At 48.7% G+C, this 21,092-nt stretch carries 21 protein-coding genes; 2 read left to right on the forward strand and 19 right to left on the reverse strand.

What is annotated here, in order from left to right:
* Positions 1-182: 182 nt before the first annotated feature.
* The 17 genes from ACT53G_RS10570 to mnmG form a co-directional block, all read right to left on the reverse strand.
* Positions 183-647, reverse strand: a complete 465-nt coding sequence (locus tag ACT53G_RS10570) for an Hsp20 family protein (RefSeq protein ID WP_194749676.1) — start codon at positions 645-647, stop codon at positions 183-185.
* A gap of 115 nt (positions 648-762) precedes the next feature.
* Complete coding sequence (locus ACT53G_RS10575; protein WP_275357511.1) at positions 763-1,983, reverse strand: EAL and HDOD domain-containing protein; 1,221 nt, start codon at positions 1,981-1,983, stop codon at positions 763-765.
* Positions 1,984-2,085: 102 nt separating this feature from the next.
* Positions 2,086-3,921 (reverse strand): glutamine--fructose-6-phosphate transaminase (isomerizing), encoded by a 1,836-nt coding sequence (gene glmS, locus ACT53G_RS10580; protein ID WP_476144793.1) that lies wholly within the window; start codon positions 3,919-3,921, stop codon positions 2,086-2,088.
* A gap of 4 nt (positions 3,922-3,925) precedes the next feature.
* On the reverse strand, positions 3,926-5,296 hold the full coding sequence (gene glmU / locus ACT53G_RS10585) for a bifunctional UDP-N-acetylglucosamine diphosphorylase/glucosamine-1-phosphate N-acetyltransferase GlmU (protein ID WP_476169384.1): 1,371 nt from the start codon (positions 5,294-5,296) through the stop codon (positions 3,926-3,928).
* Between the two features lie 96 nt (positions 5,297-5,392).
* Positions 5,393-5,818 carry a F0F1 ATP synthase subunit epsilon gene (locus ACT53G_RS10590; protein ID WP_194749672.1) on the reverse strand — a complete coding sequence of 142 codons (426 nt, stop codon included), beginning with the start codon at positions 5,816-5,818 and terminating at the stop codon, positions 5,393-5,395.
* 68 nt (positions 5,819-5,886) lie between these two features.
* Complete coding sequence (gene atpD / locus ACT53G_RS10595; protein WP_194749671.1) at positions 5,887-7,323, reverse strand: F0F1 ATP synthase subunit beta; 1,437 nt, start codon at positions 7,321-7,323, stop codon at positions 5,887-5,889.
* A gap of 67 nt (positions 7,324-7,390) precedes the next feature.
* Positions 7,391-8,260 (reverse strand): F0F1 ATP synthase subunit gamma, encoded by an 870-nt coding sequence (gene atpG, locus ACT53G_RS10600; protein ID WP_476169385.1) that lies wholly within the window; start codon positions 8,258-8,260, stop codon positions 7,391-7,393.
* A 29-nt stretch (positions 8,261-8,289) separates the two neighbouring features.
* Positions 8,290-9,831, reverse strand: coding sequence for a F0F1 ATP synthase subunit alpha (gene atpA, locus ACT53G_RS10605; RefSeq protein ID WP_194749669.1), 1,542 nt, complete (start codon positions 9,829-9,831; stop codon positions 8,290-8,292).
* A gap of 16 nt (positions 9,832-9,847) precedes the next feature.
* A complete protein-coding gene (locus ACT53G_RS10610; RefSeq protein ID WP_194749668.1) occupies positions 9,848-10,384 on the reverse strand; it encodes a F0F1 ATP synthase subunit delta in 537 nt (178 codons plus the stop codon).
* Between the two features lie 17 nt (positions 10,385-10,401).
* A complete protein-coding gene (locus ACT53G_RS10615) occupies positions 10,402-10,872 on the reverse strand; it encodes a F0F1 ATP synthase subunit B (protein ID WP_194749667.1) in 471 nt (156 codons plus the stop codon).
* Between the two features lie 79 nt (positions 10,873-10,951).
* On the reverse strand, positions 10,952-11,218 hold the full coding sequence (gene atpE / locus ACT53G_RS10620) for a F0F1 ATP synthase subunit C (RefSeq protein ID WP_018987204.1): 267 nt from the start codon (positions 11,216-11,218) through the stop codon (positions 10,952-10,954).
* Positions 11,219-11,264: 46 nt separating this feature from the next.
* The gene (gene atpB, locus ACT53G_RS10625; protein WP_124552423.1) at positions 11,265-12,101 is read right to left on the reverse strand and encodes a F0F1 ATP synthase subunit A; all 837 of its coding nucleotides are present in this window, start codon (positions 12,099-12,101) and stop codon (positions 11,265-11,267) included.
* A gap of 29 nt (positions 12,102-12,130) precedes the next feature.
* Positions 12,131-12,523, reverse strand: coding sequence for an ATP synthase subunit I (locus ACT53G_RS10630; protein ID WP_194749665.1), 393 nt, complete (start codon positions 12,521-12,523; stop codon positions 12,131-12,133).
* A gap of 148 nt (positions 12,524-12,671) precedes the next feature.
* Positions 12,672-13,532 (reverse strand): ParB/RepB/Spo0J family partition protein, encoded by an 861-nt coding sequence (locus tag ACT53G_RS10635; RefSeq protein WP_194749664.1) that lies wholly within the window; start codon positions 13,530-13,532, stop codon positions 12,672-12,674.
* Positions 13,533-13,580: 48 nt separating this feature from the next.
* Positions 13,581-14,342, reverse strand: coding sequence for a ParA family protein (locus tag ACT53G_RS10640; protein ID WP_228518953.1), 762 nt, complete (start codon positions 14,340-14,342; stop codon positions 13,581-13,583).
* Positions 14,342-14,965, reverse strand: coding sequence for a 16S rRNA (guanine(527)-N(7))-methyltransferase RsmG (rsmG, locus tag ACT53G_RS10645; RefSeq protein ID WP_476144799.1), 624 nt, complete (start codon positions 14,963-14,965; stop codon positions 14,342-14,344). Before rsmG ends, ACT53G_RS10640 begins: the two co-directional genes overlap by 1 nt.
* Positions 14,965-16,902, reverse strand: coding sequence for a tRNA uridine-5-carboxymethylaminomethyl(34) synthesis enzyme MnmG (gene mnmG / locus ACT53G_RS10650; protein WP_476169475.1), 1,938 nt, complete (start codon positions 16,900-16,902; stop codon positions 14,965-14,967). The genes rsmG and mnmG overlap by 1 nt, the downstream gene beginning before the upstream one ends.
* Before the next feature lie 210 nt (positions 16,903-17,112).
* On the opposite strand from mnmG, the gene cycA reads away from it, so the two are divergent.
* Both cycA and ACT53G_RS10660 read left to right on the forward strand, forming a co-directional pair.
* Positions 17,113-17,547, forward strand: a complete 435-nt coding sequence (gene cycA, locus ACT53G_RS10655; protein WP_194749662.1) for a cytochrome c'' — start codon at positions 17,113-17,115, stop codon at positions 17,545-17,547.
* Positions 17,548-17,551: 4 nt separating this feature from the next.
* Positions 17,552-18,136 carry a cytochrome b/b6 domain-containing protein gene (locus ACT53G_RS10660; protein WP_194749661.1) on the forward strand — a complete coding sequence of 195 codons (585 nt, stop codon included), beginning with the start codon at positions 17,552-17,554 and terminating at the stop codon, positions 18,134-18,136.
* Positions 18,137-18,145: 9 nt separating this feature from the next.
* Here ACT53G_RS10660 and mnmE read toward each other — a convergent pair whose 3' ends face one another.
* Positions 18,146-19,501 carry a tRNA uridine-5-carboxymethylaminomethyl(34) synthesis GTPase MnmE gene (mnmE, locus tag ACT53G_RS10665; protein ID WP_476169386.1) on the reverse strand — a complete coding sequence of 452 codons (1,356 nt, stop codon included), beginning with the start codon at positions 19,499-19,501 and terminating at the stop codon, positions 18,146-18,148.
* On the reverse strand, positions 19,491-21,092 hold the full coding sequence (gene yidC, locus ACT53G_RS10670; protein WP_476169387.1) for a membrane protein insertase YidC: 1,602 nt from the start codon (positions 21,090-21,092) through the stop codon (positions 19,491-19,493). The genes mnmE and yidC overlap by 11 nt, the downstream gene beginning before the upstream one ends.

Genomic DNA, 21,092 nt, shown 5'->3' on the forward strand with positions numbered 1-21,092 from the left:
CAGAGCGAGGATAAACAAGGAATTCTTTAGCGTTAGATAACCGCGGATGAGCGTGGCTGGCGGACAGTGACATGCGCATGCAAGCCGGTTGACTGGATGCCTTTGCTCAGCGACTAAACAGATTTCTATTCTGCAGCTAAATATGAAAAAAGGGCCAACTGGCCCTTTTTTATACCCTCTGGTTAAGCTGCTTTTTGCTCGATCAAGGTAGCGCTTGCATTTGGGACTGCGGTGCCAATTTCAATTTTGCGTGGCTTGAGTGCCTCAGGAATCTCACGCACCAAAGCAATCGTCAACAAGCCATTTTCGAGCTGTGCCCCGGTCACTTTCACATGATCGGCCAACTGGAACTTGTGCTCAAAGTCCCGGGTGGCAATACCCCGGTGCAAATAGGTGGTTTCCTGTTCTTTTTTGGCTTTGCGGCCAGTCACGCGCAAAGCCTGGTGTTCAGTTTCAATCTCCAGCTCATCTTGCTGGAAGCCAGCCACTGCCATCACGATTTTGTAGGCGTTTTCGTCTACCAGTTCGATGTTGTAAGGTGGATAGCTGATTTCGTTTTCACTGCGCTGGCTTTCGTTGAGCATTTTAGCCAAACGGTCAAAGCCAATTGCGGTTCTGTAGAAGGGGGTTAAGTCATAACTACGCATACGTTGATCCTTTCAAAAATAAGCGATTAACATGATTCACAGACCTCAAACTGCAAGCATCTGTATCGTGTAAATGGGTATGCGCTTTATCTTTTCAAGAGGGTCAGGTATTGATTTATATTCCCAGAGCCTCGGTCCAGGCCAGGGCCTCCATATGGCACTGATTTACTTTTTCCGGCTTGAGTTGCAGCATGGCAGCCATCTCTAAAATTTCTTCATTGTTGGCATCTTCGCAAGCTTCGGTGAGCTTGAGGAAAGGGCCAAAAATACCCTGGCGCTCAACCAGTGCATCGACGATCGTCTCAGGTAATTGTAGTTTTTCGAGGATATTTTCCATCGGCACTTTAAGCATCACATCCAGCAGCGAAAATACGCCCACCACAAACAGATTGTCACGGTCGCGCTTTTCAAAAAACGGTTCGCCCAATAACTCGGTCAAGCGGCCACGTGTAATTGAGGTTTTCATCAGGGCAGGGGAGCTGCTGTTGTTTCCCGCCGTGACCATAAGTAAAGTCAGCCAGCGATAAAGCTGGTTGCGACCCAAGATGGTCAAAGCATGACCGATGGATTGCACTTCGCATGACAAGCCAAAGCCCACAGAGTTGATATAGCGCAGCAGTTTATAACTCAGCGTGGTATCACGTTTAAACCCATTTTCGATGTCCTTGTTTTCTGCCTCCTGGCTGACCAGGTTCAACAAATGCAACACGCCATCAAAGCTTGGATTAATGACCTTGCTGCTGATATTTTCTGGCTTGGCATAAAAATAGCCTTGGAACTGGTGGTAACCCGCATCCAGCAGGTCCTGAAACTGGTTATTTTCCTCCACCTTTTCTGCAATGAGGGAACATTGATCGTGCTGGTATTTTTTTAACCATTGTTTAGCTTGTGCAATGTCCACATTGCGCATATCGATCTTGATAAAGTCGGCATAAGGCAACAAGGCTTCCAAATGCGGATAGTGTTGCGGATTATCCAATGCGATACGGAATTTTAGTTGTTTCAACTCCTGGCAACGTGCCAGGATTTCTGGGGTGACCTGAAGGTGATGCACCACTTCGAGCACGGTTTTTTCAGCCGGCATCAATTCGAGAAACACGCTATTGAGCATGACATGATCGACGTTGATGAATGCCAGCTGCTGGCCGAGTAACCAGCTCTCATGCATTTCGTCCATGGTGGTATTCAGGATACGCGCGCAGGTTTGAATATCTTCCTCAAATGGCGTGTTGCTGCCATCCGTCTCATTACGGAAGAAAAACTCGTAGCCTATGATTTGTTGTTGATCATTAACAACCGGCTGGCGACCGATAATACTGTGTTGTGACGTGGTCATGACTGCATTCCTGATTAGCACCGATTACCAGTTTATGGCAGTCATCGCCATTTTGTATTGAAAAAAAAGCCCCGAATCTCGGGGCTTTTCTGGGGTTTATGATTATTCGACGGTCACACTCTTGGCCAGGTTACGTGGTTTGTCTACATCGGTGCCTTTAAACAAGGCGGCGTGATACGCCAGCAGCTGCACCGGAATCACATGCAACACCGGGGAGAGCGCGCCGACATGGCGCGGCGTGCGGATGACCTGTACGCCTTCAGACGCATGAAAGTGGCTATCTGCATCCGCAAACACAAACAACTCACCACCGCGCGCCCGGACTTCCTGCATGTTGGACTTGACCTTTTCAAGTAAAGCATCATTTGGGGCAATCACCACCACAGGCATGTTGCTATCAACCAGCGCCAAGGGGCCATGTTTTAACTCACCGGCAGGATAGGCTTCGGCATGGATGTAGGAAATCTCTTTAAGCTTGAGCGCGCCTTCCATCGCAATCGGGAAATGGATACCACGACCGAGGAACAAGGCATGTTCCTTATCGCCAAAGCGATGGGCCCATTCGCGAATCTGCGGCTCCAGATTCAGCGCAATTTGCACGCTACCAGTCAGTTGGCGCAGCTCGGCCAGGTATTGTTGCTCTTGCGCATCGGTCAAGAGACCGCGCACTTTGCTCAAGGTAACGGACAGGACAAACAATGCAATCAATTGCGTGGTAAACGCCTTGGTACTGGCCACACCGATTTCTGCACCAGCACGTGTGTAGTAAATCAGGGATGATGCCCGTGGGATGGCGCTTTCTTGCACGTTGCAGATGGCAAGACTGAAAGGATGCCCCAGTTTTTGGGCATGTTTGAGCGCTTCCATCGTATCCAACGTTTCACCGGATTGCGAAATGGTGACGATCAGCTGCTTGGGATTAGGCACCGAATCACGATACCGGTATTCGCTGGCGATTTCGACTGAGGTTGGAATTTTTGCGATGCTTTCCAGCCAGTATTTGGCGGTCATGCCCGCGTAATAGCTGGTCCCCGCCGCTAAAATCAATACGCTATCAATCTGTTTGAAAATGTCAGCTGCTGTCGCACCAAACAATTCACACCTGAAAGCGCCATCATCAATAAGCGCCTCAATGGTATCGCTAATCGCGCGTGGTTGCTCATGAATCTCTTTTTGCATGAAATGGCTATATGGGCCCAATTCCAATGAGGCCAGAGAGACATCACTCATGTGCACTTTGCGCTGCACGGTTTCACCTTGCTTATCGATAATCGTCACGCGATCAGTTTGCAAGGTGGCGACATCGCCATCTTCCAGATAAACCACTTTACGCGTGGCTGACAGCACCGCAGACACATCGGAAGCAACGAAATTTTCGCCTTCTCCATAGCCAATCAACAGTGGGCAGCCCAAGCGGGCAACAATCATGGTTTGTGGCTGGGCCAGGGCGATCACACTGATCGCATACGCCCCGGTCAGCTCACTGATCGCTTGTCTGACAGCCACCAGCAGGTCTTTGCTCTGCTGGTAATAATAATGCACCAGATGGGCAATCACTTCGGTATCAGTTTGTGAAGTAAAGTGATAACCCAAGGCTTGTAAACGGTCACGCTGTTCATCGTGGTTTTCGATAATGCCGTTATGTACCACGGCGATTTCAGCCTGCTCTTGCGTAGGCGAAACATGCGGGTGTGCATTTTGTTCGGTGACGCCACCGTGCGTGGCCCATCGCGTGTGGCCTATGCCGATCTGGCTGGTTAAGCCCTGAGCTTTGCGCTCTAATTCAGAGACGCGGCCGACCGCACGCACACGTACGATGGACTGGTTGAGTACAGCAATCCCCGCTGAGTCATAGCCGCGATATTCCAGCCGGCTAAGGCCTTCAATCAACAAGGGAACAATATTACGGTTTGAAACTGCACCGACAATGCCACACATATGTTTATTTTTTCACCTTTTGCGGACGTTTCCATCCTTGAATTGAACGTTGCTCACGTGCACGACAGAGCGTTAATGTCTCTGCCGGCACATCTTTAGTGATGGTGGAGCCTGCGGCAATCGTCGCCCCTTTGCCTATGGTCACAGGGGCGACCAATTGACTGTCAGAGCCCACAAACACATCATCTTCTATCACAGTCTGATGCTTATTCGCCCCATCATAATTGCAAGTAATCGTCCCCGCACCAATATTGACGTTTGCCCCGACAGTGGCGTCCCCCACATAACTCAAGTGGTTGACCTTGCTACCCAGGCCAACGCTGGCATTTTTAATTTCGACGAAGTTACCCACATGGGTCTCGGCAGCCAAGTGCGTGCCTGGTCGCAAACGCGCAAATGGGCCGACTTTACTATTCTGGCCGATCCTGGCCTCTTCTATATGGGTAAATGCAGCTAATGTGGTATTGCGTGCAATCACGGCATTTTTGATCACACAATTTGGACCGACATCAACACCGTCTTCCAAGGTGACTTCCCCTTCAAAGACACAATTCACATCTATACGCACATCACGGCCGCAGTTCAGGTGACCTCGAATATCAATTCGCTGCGCATCCATGAGGGTGACGCCTTGCGTCATCAAGTTGAGAGCGTGTCTGTGTTGATATTCACGCTCCATCTGTTGTAAATCCAGCTTGGAATTGATGCCGGTAACAGACCAGGCATCGGCGACCACATGTGGTAGTACCGCCCGTCCTTCGCTCACAGACATTGCAATGATATCTGTCAGATAATACTCTTGCTGCGCATTGTTGTTTTGCAGTTGAGCCAGCCAATGCTTCAGTGCTGCATTAGGCATGGCCATAATGCCGGTATTCACTTCCTGAAGGGCTCGTTGTGCTTCACTGGCATCCTTATGCTCAACAATGGCCACAACCTGATTTTGTGCATTGCGCACGATACGGCCATAACCGGTCGGATCATCCTTGATAAACGTTTGCACAACCAGATGTGCATCTGCCTGTGACAGCATGTCGCGACAGGCCTCAACATCGACCAGCGGCACATCGCCAAGCAGAATCAGTGTTTTTCCTTGCGCAGGCAGATGGGGGAGGGCTTGCTGAACGGCATGTCCGGTCCCCAGTTGCTCGGCTTGTAAAACCCACACCAAATCCTCGCCCGGGGTTTGTTGCTGGACCTGTTCACCCCCAAAACCATAGACCACAATGATTTTTTGAGGATTGAGTTTGCGTGCGGCGTTGATCACATGATGCAGTATCGGTGTGCCGCCAATGGCATGCAGTACCTTAGGCAGATCTGAGCGCATACGGGTGCCTTTGCCTGCCGCCAGAATTACAATATTCAAATCAGTCATGCGATTATTTTATCTCAGAAACAAAAAAGGCGGCTTGAAAGCCGCCTCATTTGTCATTGTCTGCATTAAATTTAATGTTAAACGCTAATGCAACAACTAGTGGACTGATTTACGCAATTTCTGAATTGCCTGGATTTGTGCAACAGCCTCTGCCAACTCAGCTTGCGCTGCGGCATAGTCAATCTCGGAAGAACGGTTTTTCAATGCTTCTTCGGCCGCTTCCTTAGCTGCAATAGCCTTGGCTTCGTCCAGATCCTGCCCGCGAATGGCTGTATCCGCCAGTACGGTAATCATGCCTGGTTGCACTTCCAGCATGCCGCCAGAAATAAAGATCAGGGTTTCTTCCTGTTCTGCAGATTGCTTGATACGCAATGCACCGGGCTTGATCGTGGTAATCATTGGTGCGTGATTTGGGTAAATACCCACTTCACCTGCACCTGCGGGGGCCACGACAAATTCGGCTTCACCGGAGAAGATAGACTCTTCGGCACTCACCACATCGACATGCACTGTATTTGCCATAATGTTCTCTTTTCTATATCACTGAAATAAACAGGCAGATGGCACCCATCTGCCTGTAGTCATATCTATTAGTTCAGTGTTTTAGCCTTTTCAACAGCCTCTTCAATGCCACCTACCATGTAGAAGGCTTGTTCTGGCAAGTGGTCATACTCACCATTTACAATCGCTTTAAAGCCTTTAATGGTTTCTTTCAGTGGTACATATTTACCCGGCGCACCGGTAAACACTTCTGCCACGTGGAAAGGCTGTGACAAGAAACGTTGGATCTTACGTGCACGGCCAACCACCAGTTTATCTTCAGGTGACAGCTCGTCCATGCCCAGAATCGCAATAATGTCGCGCAGCTCTTTATAACGTTGCAGTGTAGACTGCACCGCACGTGCAACGGAATAGTGCTCTTCACCCACAATTTGTGGATCCAGCTGACGTGAAGTTGAATCCAGTGGGTCAACCGCTGGGTAAATACCCAATGAAGCAATATCTCGTGACAGAACCACGGTGGAGTCCAAATGCTGGAATGTGGTTGCTGGGGATGGGTCAGTCAAGTCATCCGCAGGTACATAAACGGCCTGGATAGATGTAATAGAACCGACTTTGGTTGAAGTAATACGCTCTTGCAGACGGCCCATTTCATCAGCCAGGGTAGGTTGGTAACCTACGGCAGATGGCATACGGCCCAGCAACGCAGATACTTCAGTACCGGCCAGTGTGTAACGGTAAATGTTATCTACGAAGAACAACACGTCACGGCCTTCGTCACGGAATTTTTCAGCCATGGTCAAACCGGACAACGCGACGCGCAGACGGTTACCAGGAGGCTCGTTCATCTGACCGAACACCATCGCCACTTTGGACTCTTTCATGTTGTCCAGCTTGATCACGCCAGCTTCTGCCATCTCGTGGTAGAAGTCGTTACCTTCACGGGTACGCTCACCTACACCGGCAAATACGGACAAACCGGAGTGCTGTTTAGCAATGTTGTTAATCAGTTCCAGCATGTTCACGGTTTTACCTACACCCGCACCACCGAACAGACCCACTTTACCGCCTTTAGCAAACGGGCAAACCAGGTCAATCACCTTGATGCCTGTTTCGAGCAGGTCAACCGAAGGAGACAGCTCTTCAAACGCTGGCGCTTTCTGGTGGATAGAACGGAATTCTTGTGAGTCGATAGGACCGACTTCGTCGATTGGGCGGCCCAATACGTCCATGATACGGCCCAATGTGCCTTCACCGACTGGGACAGAGATTGCTGCACCTGTGTTTTTGAACGCAGTGCCACGTGCCAAACCATCGGAGGAACCCATGGCGATGGTACGTACAATACCGTCGCCCAATTGCTGTTGCACTTCCAAAGTCAAGCCAGTCTCAGCTTTGGAATCTTTGTCATCAATAATCAATGCATCGAATACTTTAGGCATCTGATCGCGTGGAAACTCCACGTCAACCACAGCGCCGATACACTGCACTACTTTACCTGTTACTGCTTGATTTGCCTTTGCCATTTTCTTTTCCTAACTGTATGAGTCAGATCTAATTGAATTCTTAAACTTGCTGCCCTAAAACGCACCCTTAGGACGAAACCGCAGCTGCACCGCCGACGATTTCAGAAATCTCTTTGGTAATGGCAGCCTGACGCGCCTTGTTGTAGACCAGTTTCAGTTCACCAATCACGCTCTTAGCGTTATCCGAGGCTGATTTCATCGCTACCATACGGGCAGATTGCTCAGACGCCATGTTTTCAGCCACTGCGTTATAAATCAATGACTCAATGTAACGCATCATCAATTCATCTACGACCGGTTTTGCTTCTGGCTCATAGATGTAATCCCAATGACCATTAGGACTGCCCAGTTGCTCGCCAGTCAAAGGCAACAATTGTTGCATGGTTGGCACTTGCTTCATGGTATTGATGAATTTGGTATAGCAGATGTAAAGCTGATCAATTTCACCGGCAATGTACGCATCCAGCATCACCTTGATGGTGCCGATGAGTTTTTCCAGATGCGGAGTATCGCCCAAACCGGTGATGTGGGATTTCACTTGTGCGCCCACCCGGCTCATGAAGCCATAGCCTTTGTTACCAATGGCGCTGACGCTGATACCTTTGCCTTCGCTTTCCCAGGTTTTCATCTGGTTCACCGACATGCGCAGTACGTTGGTATTCAAGCCACCGCACAACCCTTTGTCTGAGCTGACGACAATCAGACCCACATTTTTCACCACGTCACGTTTAATCAAAAACGGATGACGATACTCTGATTGTGCAAAGGAAAGGTGAGCCGCCACGTTGCGGATTTTTTCCGCATAAGGGCGGGAGGCACGCATTCTATCCTGCGCCTTGCGCATTTTAGAGGCGGCCACCATCTCCATCGCTTTGGTGATCTTGCGTGTATTTTCTACACTCTTGATCTTGGTTCTAATCTCTTTACTTCCTGCCATATGCGTTTCCTAAGTCGAAGTGTCAGAGATTAATAAGCGTTGGTCGCTTTAAAGTCCTGAATTGCTGCTTCCAGTGCTTTTTCGTTATCACCGCTCAAATCCTTGCTGGATTCGATCGTATCAACGATATTTTTGTACTTGGAGCTCAGGAAACCGTGCAATGCGTTTTCAAAGGCCAAGACTTTGTTGGTTGGCACATCATCAAAGTAACCTTTGTTAGCAGCAAACAGGCTGATACCCATATTCGCCACACTCAAAGGTGCGTATTGAGCTTGCTTCATCAACTCAGTAAACATACGACCGCGGTCCAGCTGTTTGCGGGTCGCTTCGTCCAAGTCGGAAGCAAACTGCGCAAACGCAGCCAATTCACGATACTGCGCCAAAGCCAGACGGACACCACCGCCCAGTTTTTTGATCACTTTAGTTTGCGCTGCACCACCCACACGAGACACGGAAATACCGGCGTTGATCGCAGGGCGGACACCAGCGTTAAACAGGTCACTTTCCAGGAAGATCTGACCATCGGTAATCGAAATCACGTTGGTTGGAACGAATGCAGACACGTCACCAGCTTGTGTTTCAATCACTGGCAAGGCAGTCAATGAACCTGTTTTGCCTTTAACTTCACCGTTGGTGAATTTTTCAACATATTCTTCATTGACGCGCGCAGCACGCTCCAGCAGACGGGAGTGGATGTAGAACACGTCACCTGGGTAAGCTTCACGGCCTGGTGGACGACGCAGCAACAGGGAAATCTGACGGTATGCCACAGCTTGTTTGGACAAGTCATCGTAGACAATCAATGCATCTTCACCACGGTCACGGAAGTATTCACCCATGGTACAACCAGCATAGGGTGCCAGGAATTGCAGGGCAGCCGAGTCAGAAGCAGTTGCCGCCACCACGATGGTATAGGCCATCGCGCCGTGCTCTTCAAGTTTGCGTACCACGTTAGCAATGGTAGAAGCTTTCTGGCCAATCGCAACGTAGATACAGGTCATGTTCTGACCTTTTTGGTTAATGATCGCATCGACAGCAACCGCTGTTTTACCTGTCTGGCGGTCACCAATGATCAATTCACGCTGACCACGACCCACTGGCACCATGGAGTCAATAGACTTCAAACCAGTTTGTACAGGCTGTGACACGGATTTACGTGCAATCACGCCTGGGGCGATTTTTTCAATTTTGTCTGTCAACTTGGTGTTGACTGGACCCTTGCCATCAATCGGCTGACCCAACGCGTTCACCACACGGCCAATCAGCTCGGGGCCCACTGGCACTTCCAGAATACGACCTGTACATTTACAGACGTCGCCTTCAGTGATGTGTTCATACTCACCCAGCACCACGGCACCCACGGAGTCACGCTCCAGGTTCAATGCCAGACCGAATGTGTTGCCTGGAAACTCGATCATCTCACCAGCCATGACGTTAGACAGGCCGTGAATGCGCACAATGCCGTCTGTCACAGAAATCACAGTACCCTGGGTACGTGCTTCTGCGGCGGTAGAGAAGTTTTCCAAACGGCTCTTAATAAGCTCGCTAATCTCTGATGTAGATAACTGCATTTAATTCTCCTATGCCTTATGCTGTGAGCGTATAGGCTAAATTTTGTAACTGACCTTGGACAGACGCGTCGATAACGGTGTCGCCAACAATAATTTTGATGCCGCCGATGATTTCCGGATCAACGGAAACGCTTGCTTCAATTTTCTTGCCGAACTTGGCTTCCAGACGCTTGACCAAATCTTTGGTTTGCGTTGCCGTGATTTTGGCAGCGGCAATGATTTGTGCGTCCAAGGTGCCTTCATCTTGCGCTTTTAAAGCCTCAAAGGCTTCAGCAATGGCAGGCAATAAGGATAAACGGCCATATTCAACCAAAGTCTTGATCAAATTTTGACCATGCTCGTTAAGATTGTCGCCACAGACTTTGAGGAATGCGCCTTCAACATCTGCAGCATTCAGTTTGGGGTTATCAATCAGGGTTTTCATTTGGTCATTAGAAGCCACTCCGGCTGCCAATGCCAACATATCAGACCATGTTGCCAATGCATTTTTCTCTTTGCCCAACTTGTAGGCAGCGACAGCATAAGGCCTTGCAATGGTTGAGAGTTCAGCCATGTTTTATCCCTTTAACCTTATAGTTCCGCAGCGAGTTTAGACAACATTTCGCTATGTGCTTTGGCATCAATCTCTTTGCGCAGGATTTTTTCTGCACCAGCCACAGCCAGTGTTGAAACCTGTGCACGCAGACCCTCTTTGGCACGGTTCACTTCCTGATCGATTTCAGCTTTGGCACCGGCAATAATGCGATCACCTTCAGCCTTGGCGTTTGCTTTGGCTTCATCAATGATTTGAGCGGCGCGTTTTTCGGCTTGCCCAATGATCTCACTTGCTTTTTGTTTGGCCTCGTTCAATGTTGCTTCAGATTTTTTGGCAGCCACTTCCAGGGCACTCTTGCCCTCTTGGGCAGCAGCCAAACCATCTGCGATTTCCTTTTGGCGTGTTTCGATCGCTTTTAATAGCGGCGGCCAAACGAATTTCACTGTGAACCAGATCAACACTGCAAATGCGATAGCTTGCGCGATGAGTGTGAAATTAATATTCATGTTGGATCCATCATACTGATTGGTTGAAAGGTTTAAGTCACTACTTAAACCCTACCGGGCGGTGATTACCGAGTAAAAATTACTTGGCAACAACGCTCAACAATGGGTTTGCGAATGCAAACATCATTGCCAGACCAACACCGATAATGAAAGAAGCGTCGATCAAACCCAACAGCAAGAATACTTTACCTTGCAGGGCAGGGATCATTTCTGGTTGACGAGCAGCGCCTTCCAGGAAACTTGCACACATGATACCAATACCGATACAAGCGCCAGCGGCACCCAAACCAATGATCAAACCAATACCAACGCCTGTGTAGGCTTGAATCAATGCTAATGCTTCCATTTAATACCCTCTCTTATAAAGAATTAAAACAACGACAAAGTTAAAACTAGTGTGATTCATGCGCCATGGCCAGATAGACCACAGTCAACATCATGAAAATAAACGCTTGCAAGGCCACAATCAGGATGTGGAAGATAGACCATCCAGCACCCAGTACAGCACCGGCAACGGTACCCGTCAGGCCAGTGGCAGCCCACATACCCAACAGCAAGAAGATGATTTCACCAGCGTACATGTTACCGAACAGACGCAATGAGTGAGAAAGTGGTTTTGAAACGTATTCAATCAGGTTAAACAAGAAGTTGGCAGGCCATACCAAAGGATTGCTACCAAATGGCGCACAGAACAATTCGTGAATCCAGCCACCCAGGCCTTTGGCTTTGATAGAGAAGAAAATCATCAGGAACCACACCGCCAATGCCAAAGCAAACGTGGTGTTAATGTCAGAAGTCGGGACGATACGCCATTTGGTATGCTCGCCACCAATTGCTGATGCCACATTTGCTACGTGGTCTACCGGCAGGAAGTCCATCGCGTTCATGACCAGCACCCAAACAAACACGGTCAGTGCAGCCGGCGCAATAAAGGAATGACGGTTACCGTGGAAAATGTTTTTAACCTGGTCATCGACAAAACCGAATAACAACTCAACAAACGCCTGACGCTTAGTCGGTACGCCAGCGGTCGCTCCGCGTGCCACCCACCAGATCAGCCCCATTACCAGCAAACCCAGCACGACTGAAGTCAGCAGGGTGTCATAGTGCAATACCCAAAAGCCTTCAGAGGTGGCATTGCCATTCACACCTTGTGCATTAAAGCTCAGGTGGTGCGCGATATATTCAGAAGGAGTCAGTTCTGCGTGTTGTGCGTGTTCGGTTGTCATATGTTCAAACTATTTTTAAGTTAACTGGTCTACACATTTGCTTGTGATTTTGCGAGCGCAGCGCCAGAAAAAAGCGCAGCGGCTGCCAAGCCTGCAATCAATGCAAAAGGCACCAATGCATGAAACAGCTTGAAAACCACAAACAGGATAATCGCGATGATTAATATTTTTACTGCTTCTGCCTTGAGTAAATTGAGTAATACCGCCGTGGGATCTGTTTTCAGCTGACCTTTGGCTGCAATTCTTGCAGCAAACCAGGCACCGATCACAACGGAAATGCCGCCCATCAAGGCTGATAATGCTGCATTGATCCCTGCCAATGCAAATGCTGCTATGGTCACTGCCGCTGTCGCCATGAGTTGCCAGCGCAGCATGTTACGGTAAAGCGACATGCCAGCCGCTTGGGTTTCGAGACCACTCATGGGGTTAGCCCGCAAAAATTCAAGACAAAATACTACAAAGACGCGAGATTTTGAATTATTCACCCGACGAAGTCAAGCACCAAACTAGCCATAACTGCCTGAATGAGCTGGAAAAATCGAGGCCTGCAGGTTGGCTACGTCATTTTGCTTACGATTTTAGGTGATTGTCGGTCAGTTTCGCTATCCAATCATCAAGCTGATCCAGATTTGCAAAACTCAGTTTCAAGACACCCGCGCCGTTCGCCTTACTGCTAATACTGACCTCAGCCCCCAACTGCTCACTGAGTTGGTTTTGCAGAGTCGCCACATCTGGATGCACGGCAGGCTTGGCTTTTTTGCCACTCGCCGGCTCCGATTGAATCATGCGCTCCACTTCACGCACAGATAAGCCATCCTGAACCACCTTGTTTGCCAACAAGATTTGCTGGGCCGGCTCTATCCCCACCAACGCACGCGCATGGCCCATGTCAATCTGGTTATCCAGCAACATATCCTGCACCATAGGGGTCAGTGTCAGCAGGCGCAACAAGTTGGACACCGCCACTCTCGAGCGACCCACGGCTTGTGCCGCTTTTTCGTGCGTCATCTCAAATTCGTCAATCAGGCGCTTAATGCCCATGGCCTCTTCGAGTGGATTCAGGTTTTCACGCTGAATATTTTCAATCAGCGCCATCGCCAGTGCGGCTTCGTCGGCAATTTCCCGCACCAGCACGGGCACTTCGGTCAGGCCCGCCTTTTGCGAAGCACGCCAGCGACGTTCACCGGCAATAATCTCAAATTTTTCCGGGGCAATTTCACGTACCAGAATCGGCTGCATAATGCCTTGTGCCGCGATTGAGTCAGCCAATGTTTGCAGGGCTTCCTCGTTCATATAGGAACGCGGCTGATATTTGCCTGGCTGCAACTGCCCTACAGGCAATGTGCGCAACATGTCTGACTGGGCAATTGTTTCCGCATCCCCTGATAACAATGCGTCGAGTCCGCGACCGAGTCCCTTGGGCTTCACCATGCTGCTACTTCCTTATAAATGTATGTCTGAAATGAAAAGGATGAATAATTAATTTTTTTGAATGATTTCTTGCGCCAACTCAAGATAAGCCTGCGCACCCTTGGAAGAACGGTCATACAGCAAAACAGGCATGCCGTAACTGGGCGCCTCAGCCAGTCTGACATTGCGCGGAATAATGGTTTGATACACCTTTTTGCCAAAGTGATTCACCAGCTGGGCTGACACTTGCTGTGCCAGCATATTGCGGTTATCAAACATGGTACGCAGCAAACCCTCTATCTCCAGAACAGGATTTAAGTGAGCGCGCACTTTCTTGACAGTATTGACCAGATCAGACAAGCCTTCCAGTGCATAATACTCACATTGCATCGGGATCATGACTGAGTGTGCTGCAGTTAATGCGTTAACGGTCACCAGATTTAATGAAGGCGGACAGTCCAGCAAGACAAAATCGTAGCGATCATCACCCAACTTGAGAATTGCATTTTTCAACCGCGTTTCACGCGCCATTTCATTGACCAACTCTACTTCGGCCCCAGCAAGGTCGCGATTAGAAGCCGCCACATCATACTTAGCAGCTTCAGCATGTATCACCACCTCCTGCAGTGTCTTGTTACCAATCAACACCTGATAAATACTGTCTTTTAAATGTGATTTATCAATGCCACTGCCAGTACTGGCATTACCCTGCGGATCCAGATCGACTAACAAGACTTTTTTTCCGTGCTCGGCCAAACTGGCAGCCAGATTGACGCAAGTGGTGGTTTTACCGACGCCCCCTTTTTGGTTGGTGATGGCAATTATTTTCATTATGTATTCTCAAACACGATTAAATGTCTTTCGGCCTGCAAGTAGGGCACATGAAGACGGATCACTTCTTTGGGGATGACCTTTGCCTGCGCCAACTCATCGCTTGGCACCACTCCCTTCATGGCTAACCATCGCCCCTGTGGCGCAATTAGATGTGCAGTCAACTGCTTAAACAAAGCAATATCGGAAAAGGCTCTAGAGATCACTTGTGAAAAGCGAGTAGGGGGCGCATACGCTTCAACCCGGCCATGCACCACTTGCGCGTTCGACAATCCCAGCTCAGCCTTGACCTGCCGCATAAAGATAGCTTTTTTTTGTACAGTATCAATCGTGGTGACTTCGACCTCGGGACGCGTAATTGCGATTATCAACCCCGGCAAGCCTCCACCACTGCCTACGTCCAGCACATTACCGGCCTCTACAAAAGGCAGAACGCTCAAACTATCCAGCACATGTAGCACCAGCATCTCTTCTGAATCACGGACCGCAGTCAGGTTATAGACCTTGTTCCACTTTTGCATAAGCGCCATATAAGCGAGACACTTCTGCTGCATTTCAGGCGTAACCATCGCCTGCAAACCGAGCACCTCGACACCGGCCGCTAACTTTGAAGCCAAGTCCATCATGCTGCTGCAATATCGCCAGACTGGCTCTGCTTTTTCTGTTTACGCTTGAGATAAACCATCAACAAAGAAATCGTGGCAGGGGTAATCCCCTGGATGCGACTGGCTTGGCCAATTGTTTCCGGTTTCTGTGCTAGCAGTTTTTGCCTCGCTTCAATACTCAAGCCATGCACATCATTATAATCGATAGCATCGCCCAACTTGACGTGCTCACTATTTTTTTGGCGTGAAATTTCCTCATTTTGGCGATCAATATAGCCTTGATACTTGGCAGCAATTTCTACTTGCTCCATCACATCTTCGGCCAACACTTCAGAAGAGGGAACAATCTCCAGCAATGATTGATAACTCACTTCTGGACGCCGTAATAATTCAAACAACGAATACTCATGCTCCAAAGCTTTACCAAAAACTAACGTTTGTGTTTCACGTGAAACAATTTTATTTTGGCTATTGCCCAGGGGTTGACCTTGGTCAGGCTGTAAAAACGTGCGCTTCAATCTTGCTTGCTCACGCGTGATCGCTTCCTGTTTTTTACAGAAGGCCGCCCAGCGCACATCATCAACCAACCCCAGTTGACGACCGACTTCGGTCAAGCGCATATCTGCATTATCTTCACGCAACTGCAAACGGTACTCTGCACGACTAGTAAACATCCGGTATGGCTCATTCACCCCCGTTGTAATCAAATCATCCACCAACACACCCAAATAGGCTTGTTCACGGGAGGGGCACCAACCGTCTTTATCCTGCGCATAAAGTGCGGCATTTGCACCCGCTAACAACCCCTGTGCTGCCGCCTCTTCGTAGCCGGTTGTCCCATTGATCTGTCCGGCAAAAAACAAGCCTTGCACAGCCTTGGTTTCGAGAGTCGACTTTAATCCTCTTGGATCGTAATAGTCGTATTCAATGGCATATCCGGGGCGCAAGATATGCGCTTGCTCCAGCCCGCGAATCGAACGCACCAACGATAACTGAATATCAAAAGGCAAACTGGTGGAAATGCCGTTCGGATAAATCTCATGGGTGGTCAACCCCTCAGGCTCAAGAAATACCTGATGCGACTCTTTGTCGGCAAAGCGATGAATTTTGTCTTCAACAGAGGGGCAATAACGCGGGCCCACACCTTCAATCACACCCGTGTACATCGGCGAACGGTCCAATCCACTGCGGATAATGTCATGCGTCTGCTGATTGGTATGCGTAATCCAGCAAGGTAACTGTTGCGGATGCTGGGCTATATTACCCAAAAAGGAGAACACCGGCACTGGTGTATCACCAGGCTGCTCAGTCATCACACTGTAATCAATGGTTCTACCATCAATACGTGGTGGTGTTCCAGTTTTTAGCCGGCCGGCCGGAAGACCAATTTCTCTCAGTCTATCCGCCAGGGAGATTGCGGGCGGGTCTCCGGCGCGCCCGGCGCTATAACTTTGCAAACCCACATGCACCAAGCCACCCAAAAATGTCCCTGCAGTGAGCACCACCGACCTTGCATAGAAACGCAAACCAATCTGCGTTACCACTCCCGCAGCGCGATGATTCTCAAGAATGATATCGTCTACAGCCTGCTGAAACAGCCACAAATTTTGCTGGTTCTCCAGACGGCGTCGAATGGCCGCCTTGTACAAAATGCGATCGGCTTGCGCACGCGTGGCACGCACAGCCGGGCCTTTGCTAGAATTCAAGATACGAAACTGGATACCTCCCTCATCAGTGGCCGCCGCCATGGCGCCACCGAGGGCATCAACCTCTTTGACCAGATGACCCTTGCCTATGCCACCAATAGAAGGGTTACAGGACATTTGCCCCAGAGTTTCAATGTTGTGGCTCAACAAGAGGGTTTTTTGACCCATACGGGCAGCCGCCAGCGCAGCCTCGGTGCCGGCATGCCCACCACCCACCACAATGACATCGAATCGATCAGGAAAGTCCATCATAAAGAATCTTGAACTGTTTGATTTAAAAAGATTTATGATTTTAGCTTAAACTTACTAAATGGTCATTTAAATCACTGCATTGTTACACCTAAACTATGATTTAATACAATGTATTTACGGTTTAATACAAATCAATAACAAGCAGGCCATATTTGCTTAACATAACAAGAATAGAATTTTTCCTAAAACAACCAAGGAGCTATTACCATGAAAATCAAAACAATCATTGCTGTATTCGGGGTTCTTTTTTCTGCGCACGCATTGGCTGATGTCACCAATGCCGAAAAACTGGTATACAAATATACCAACATTGCACACTCTGCAAACTCCATGTACGAGGCCCCCTCTATTACTGATGGTAAAATTTTCTTTAACCGCAAATTCAAAACACCTAGTGGTAAAGAAGCGGCATGTGCCTCTTGCCACACTAACAACCCTGCTAACGTTGGCAAGAACATCGTCACTGGCAAAGAAATCCCTCCACTGGCACCACGCGTGAATACCAAGCGCTTTACCGATATTGATAAAGTAGAAGAAGAGTTCACCAAGCACTGCAATGATATTTTGGGTGCAGACTGCTCACCTTCAGAAAAGGCAAACTTTATCGCTTATCTGTTAACCGAAACAAAACCTAGCAAATAATTCAATGCTACGTTACGTATGGGATCCGTTTATACGGATCTTCCATTGGTCACTGGTCGCGGCGTTTGCTTATGCCTTTTATACGCACGACTCGATGTGGGATCGGCTACATCATGCTTATGCGGGTTATGTGGCCGGCACTCTGATCGTGGCGCGCATTATCTGGGGCATTATTTCCACAGGTTATGCCAACTTTCATAGCTTCCCGCTGAACCCTGTGTGGGCGCTGAAGCATCTCTACAAGCTTATCCATGGAACAGCCAAGCACTATATCGGCCACAACCCTACAGGTGCGATAGCAATTTATGCGATGCTGGGCCTAGGCATCCTGACGGTAGGTTCCGGCTGCATTGTTTATAACAATGGCTGGGACTTTATTGATGATGAAATGGCCAAAACCTTACATCACTATGTGACCTGGACATGGCTGGGTGTGGTGGTGGTCCATGTCTTCGGTGTGATTTTTGAAAGCATCATCAATCGTGATAACCTGATCTGGGCGATGATTACAGGGTGTAAACGCGTATGCAGTATTGAAGAACGGTTTGACCAAAAAAACACACCGTTCCCCCGAAAAAAAACCCGCTGATGCGGGTTTTTATTTACCTATACAAAAACGACTGAATATTTCCCCAAGCAAATCATCCGGCGTAAACTCGCCAGTGATGCTACCCAACGCCTCTTGCGCACAACGTAATTCTTCTGCAATGAGCTCAGCAGCATGCATTTGACTCACTGCATGACTTAAGTGCTCTGATACGGCTTGCAACGCCTGCAAGTGTCTAGCCCTTGCCATAAACACACCTTCTCCGCCAGGTTGATAACCAATCATCTCCAGCAAAGTTTTTTGCAACAAAGGAATACCTAGACCTGTCTTGGCTGATAAAAACACGTGCTGCTCATGATCAATAACATCAGTGCGCGATGTTTCACGTGAAACATCTATCTTGTTATGCACCCAAACTTTTTTGACCTGACTCGGTAACTTTTCAAGAATGGACTTTTCAAATGCACCAATGCCATGCTGACTATCCACAAGTAACAAGGCCACATGCGCACTTGCAATCGCTTTCCAGGTCCGGGCTATGCCAAATTGCTCCACGGTATCTTCGGTCTCACGCAAACCTGCAGTATCAATGATATACAGAGGCACACCCTGAATTTGAATGACGTTTTTGATGGTATCACGTGTCGTACCAGCTATCGGTGTCACAATCGCCACCTCTTCACCAGATAAGGCATTTAATAAACTGGATTTGCCAACATTGGGCTGCCCAATCAACACCACGTTCATGCCTTCGCGCAGCAAAGCACCCTGTTTTGCCTGGTGGAAAATTCTTTGCAAGGTGCCCTGATTTTGTTGAAGCTTTTCCAACACTCGCCCTTGCGTGATGAAATCAATCTCTTCCTCAGGAAAGTCCAGGCAAGCCTCGACATACATGCGCAAATCAATCAATTGATGCAATAAGTCCTGTACGGCATTAGAAAACTCACCAGACAACGATCTAACTGCACTGCGGGCTGCTTCCTCAGTCGAGGCATTGATCAGATCAGCCACTGCTTCAGCTTGGGCGAGATCCAGTTTGTCATTCAAATATGCGCGTTGTGTAAACTCGCCGGCCACGGCGTGGCGTGCACCGCATTCGATGCAACGCGCAAGCAAGATTTGCATCAACGCAGTCCCGCCATGTGCCTGTAGCTCAAGCACATCTTCACCTGTATACGAATGAGGATTGGGGAAATAAATCGCAATGCCACGATCTATCAATACACCGTCGGCTTGTAGAAAAGAAAGATACGCTGCGTGACGCGGGGGAGGGCAGTGCCCGAGAATTTGAGCAGCAATACTGGCTGCTAACGGGCCGGAGACCCGGACGACGCCAATGCCGCCTGCACCGGGGGCGGTTGCAATCGCGGCAATGGTATCGTTGGCAATCGGAAGATTATTTGCCATGTCCTTTTTTCGCCAGCGCTTCGGCGTGGATCATGCGATTAATCGCCCATTGTTGCCAGATAGACAGGATATTGTTGACCAGCCAGTACAACACCAAGCCAGCAGGAAAGAAGAAGAAGAATACGCTGAACAACACAGGCATAATCTTCATCACTTTGGCTTGAATCGGATCAGTAGGTGGTGGATTCAAGAAGGTTTGGATAATCATGGTGGCACCCATCAATATGGGCAACACAAAATAGGGATCGGTGGCGGAAAGATCCTGTATCCAGCCAAAAAATGGGGCATGCCGTAATTCTACAGAGCCCAACAAGACCCAATACAAGGAAATAAACACCGGGATTTGTACCAATATGGGCAAGCAACCACCCATCGGGTTAATTTTTTCGGTGCGATACATTTCCATCATGGCTTGCTGCAGCTTTTGCTTGTCGTCGCCAAACTTGTCTTTAAGTGCTTGCATACGTGGGGCAATTTCGCGCAAATGCGCCATATTGCGGTAGCCAGAAGCTGACAGCTTAAAGAAAGCTGCTTTGATGAGGATGGTCAGCACAATAATCGACACACCCCAGTTTTTCACCAGATCGTGGATATGACTCAACAACCACATTAAAGGTTTAGCAATCACGGTCAAAATGCCATAATCGACCACATATTCCAAACCAGGCGCCGTCGCTTCCAAGGCTTGCTGAACTTGCGGTCCGCTGAATAGTTTCGCGTCTACTGTTTTACTTGTCCCTGGTGCAATTTCGCCTACAGGCAAAATGGTACCAATCGAGAAGTCATGCTCACTGAGTTTTGTCGTGTAAAACTTGCGTTCAGCTTTTGATTGCGGAATCCAGGCGCTGACAAAGTAATGTTGAACCAAGCCAATCCAACCATCTTTAGCATTGATAGAAACATCCTTTTTGGCCATTTCATCAAATTTCACCTTGTTGTATTTGTCTGCTTCGGTGAAATAAGCGCCGCCAGTAAAGGTTGGCATCATTTTAGAACCCTGATTGGATTCATTATCGTGAATGATTTGGTAATACACCGAAGGCGAAATGGCTTTTTCGCTGTTATTCTTAATTTCATACAACACATCAATGACATATTCACCACGATGAAAGCGGTAAATCTTGTCTACTGCAATTCCATTCTTCTCCGGGGCAGTTAAACGGATATCCAACGTTTGTTGATCCGCTTGCATTTGGTAGCTGCTAGCCTCAGCGGTAAAGTTTTCATAATGCGTAGGCAAGCCTTCACCCTTGAGGCCGGTTTGCGCAACATATAATTTGTCTTTACTGCTATCACTCATCAACTCATAAGGACCAGCGCCATTATCTGCTTTATGTTCTAACAAGGATAATTGACGCAAATCACCGCCGGCAGTGTCAATCACCGCCGCATAACGATCAGTTGTGACGGCGATACGTGTGCCTTTGTTTAAATGAAAGCCATCTACCTGCGGTTTATCAGCAGTTACAGGCAGCGCTTGTGCCACTTGCTCGGCAGTTGGTTGTGGTGAATGGTCTTGTTGCCAGGCATCCCACAGCAACATGATGGAAAAAGAAAAAATCACGAACAGAATTAGACGGCGAGTATCCAT

It is taken from the genome of Methylophilus sp. DMC18 (assembly GCF_056314005.1).

Excerpts from the sequence above, each read along its gene's own strand:
- ACT53G_RS10570 (WP_194749676.1), bottom strand. The coding sequence starts at position 647 with ATGCGTAGTTATGACTTAACCCCCTTCTACAGAACCGCAATTGGCTTT.
- ACT53G_RS10575 (WP_275357511.1), bottom strand. The coding sequence starts at position 1,983 with ATGACCACGTCACAACACAGTATTATCGGTCGCCAGCCGGTTGTTAAT.
- glmS (WP_476144793.1), bottom strand. The coding sequence starts at position 3,921 with ATGTGTGGCATTGTCGGTGCAGTTTCAAACCGTAATATTGTTCCCTTG.
- glmU (WP_476169384.1), bottom strand. The coding sequence starts at position 5,296 with ATGACTGATTTGAATATTGTAATTCTGGCGGCAGGCAAAGGCACCCGT.
- ACT53G_RS10590 (WP_194749672.1), bottom strand. The coding sequence starts at position 5,818 with ATGGCAAATACAGTGCATGTCGATGTGGTGAGTGCCGAAGAGTCTATC.
- atpD (WP_194749671.1), bottom strand. The coding sequence starts at position 7,323 with ATGGCAAAGGCAAATCAAGCAGTAACAGGTAAAGTAGTGCAGTGTATC.
- atpG (WP_476169385.1), bottom strand. The coding sequence starts at position 8,260 with ATGGCAGGAAGTAAAGAGATTAGAACCAAGATCAAGAGTGTAGAAAAT.
- atpA (WP_194749669.1), bottom strand. The coding sequence starts at position 9,831 with ATGCAGTTATCTACATCAGAGATTAGCGAGCTTATTAAGAGCCGTTTG.
- ACT53G_RS10610 (WP_194749668.1), bottom strand. The coding sequence starts at position 10,384 with ATGGCTGAACTCTCAACCATTGCAAGGCCTTATGCTGTCGCTGCCTAC.
- ACT53G_RS10615 (WP_194749667.1), bottom strand. The coding sequence starts at position 10,872 with ATGAATATTAATTTCACACTCATCGCGCAAGCTATCGCATTTGCAGTG.
- atpE (WP_018987204.1), bottom strand. The coding sequence starts at position 11,218 with ATGGAAGCATTAGCATTGATTCAAGCCTACACAGGCGTTGGTATTGGT.
- atpB (WP_124552423.1), bottom strand. The coding sequence starts at position 12,101 with ATGACAACCGAACACGCACAACACGCAGAACTGACTCCTTCTGAATAT.
- ACT53G_RS10630 (WP_194749665.1), bottom strand. The coding sequence starts at position 12,523 with ATGAGTGGTCTCGAAACCCAAGCGGCTGGCATGTCGCTTTACCGTAAC.
- ACT53G_RS10635 (WP_194749664.1), bottom strand. The coding sequence starts at position 13,532 with ATGGTGAAGCCCAAGGGACTCGGTCGCGGACTCGACGCATTGTTATCA.
- ACT53G_RS10640 (WP_228518953.1), bottom strand. The coding sequence starts at position 14,342 with ATGAAAATAATTGCCATCACCAACCAAAAAGGGGGCGTCGGTAAAACC.
- rsmG (WP_476144799.1), bottom strand. The coding sequence starts at position 14,965 with ATGGACTTGGCTTCAAAGTTAGCGGCCGGTGTCGAGGTGCTCGGTTTG.
- mnmG (WP_476169475.1), bottom strand. The coding sequence starts at position 16,902 with ATGGACTTTCCTGATCGATTCGATGTCATTGTGGTGGGTGGTGGGCAT.
- cycA (WP_194749662.1), top strand. The coding sequence starts at position 17,113 with ATGAAAATCAAAACAATCATTGCTGTATTCGGGGTTCTTTTTTCTGCG.
- ACT53G_RS10660 (WP_194749661.1), top strand. The coding sequence starts at position 17,552 with ATGCTACGTTACGTATGGGATCCGTTTATACGGATCTTCCATTGGTCA.
- mnmE (WP_476169386.1), bottom strand. The coding sequence starts at position 19,501 with ATGGCAAATAATCTTCCGATTGCCAACGATACCATTGCCGCGATTGCA.
- yidC (WP_476169387.1), bottom strand. The coding sequence starts at position 21,092 with ATGGATACTCGCCGTCTAATTCTGTTCGTGATTTTTTCTTTTTCCATC.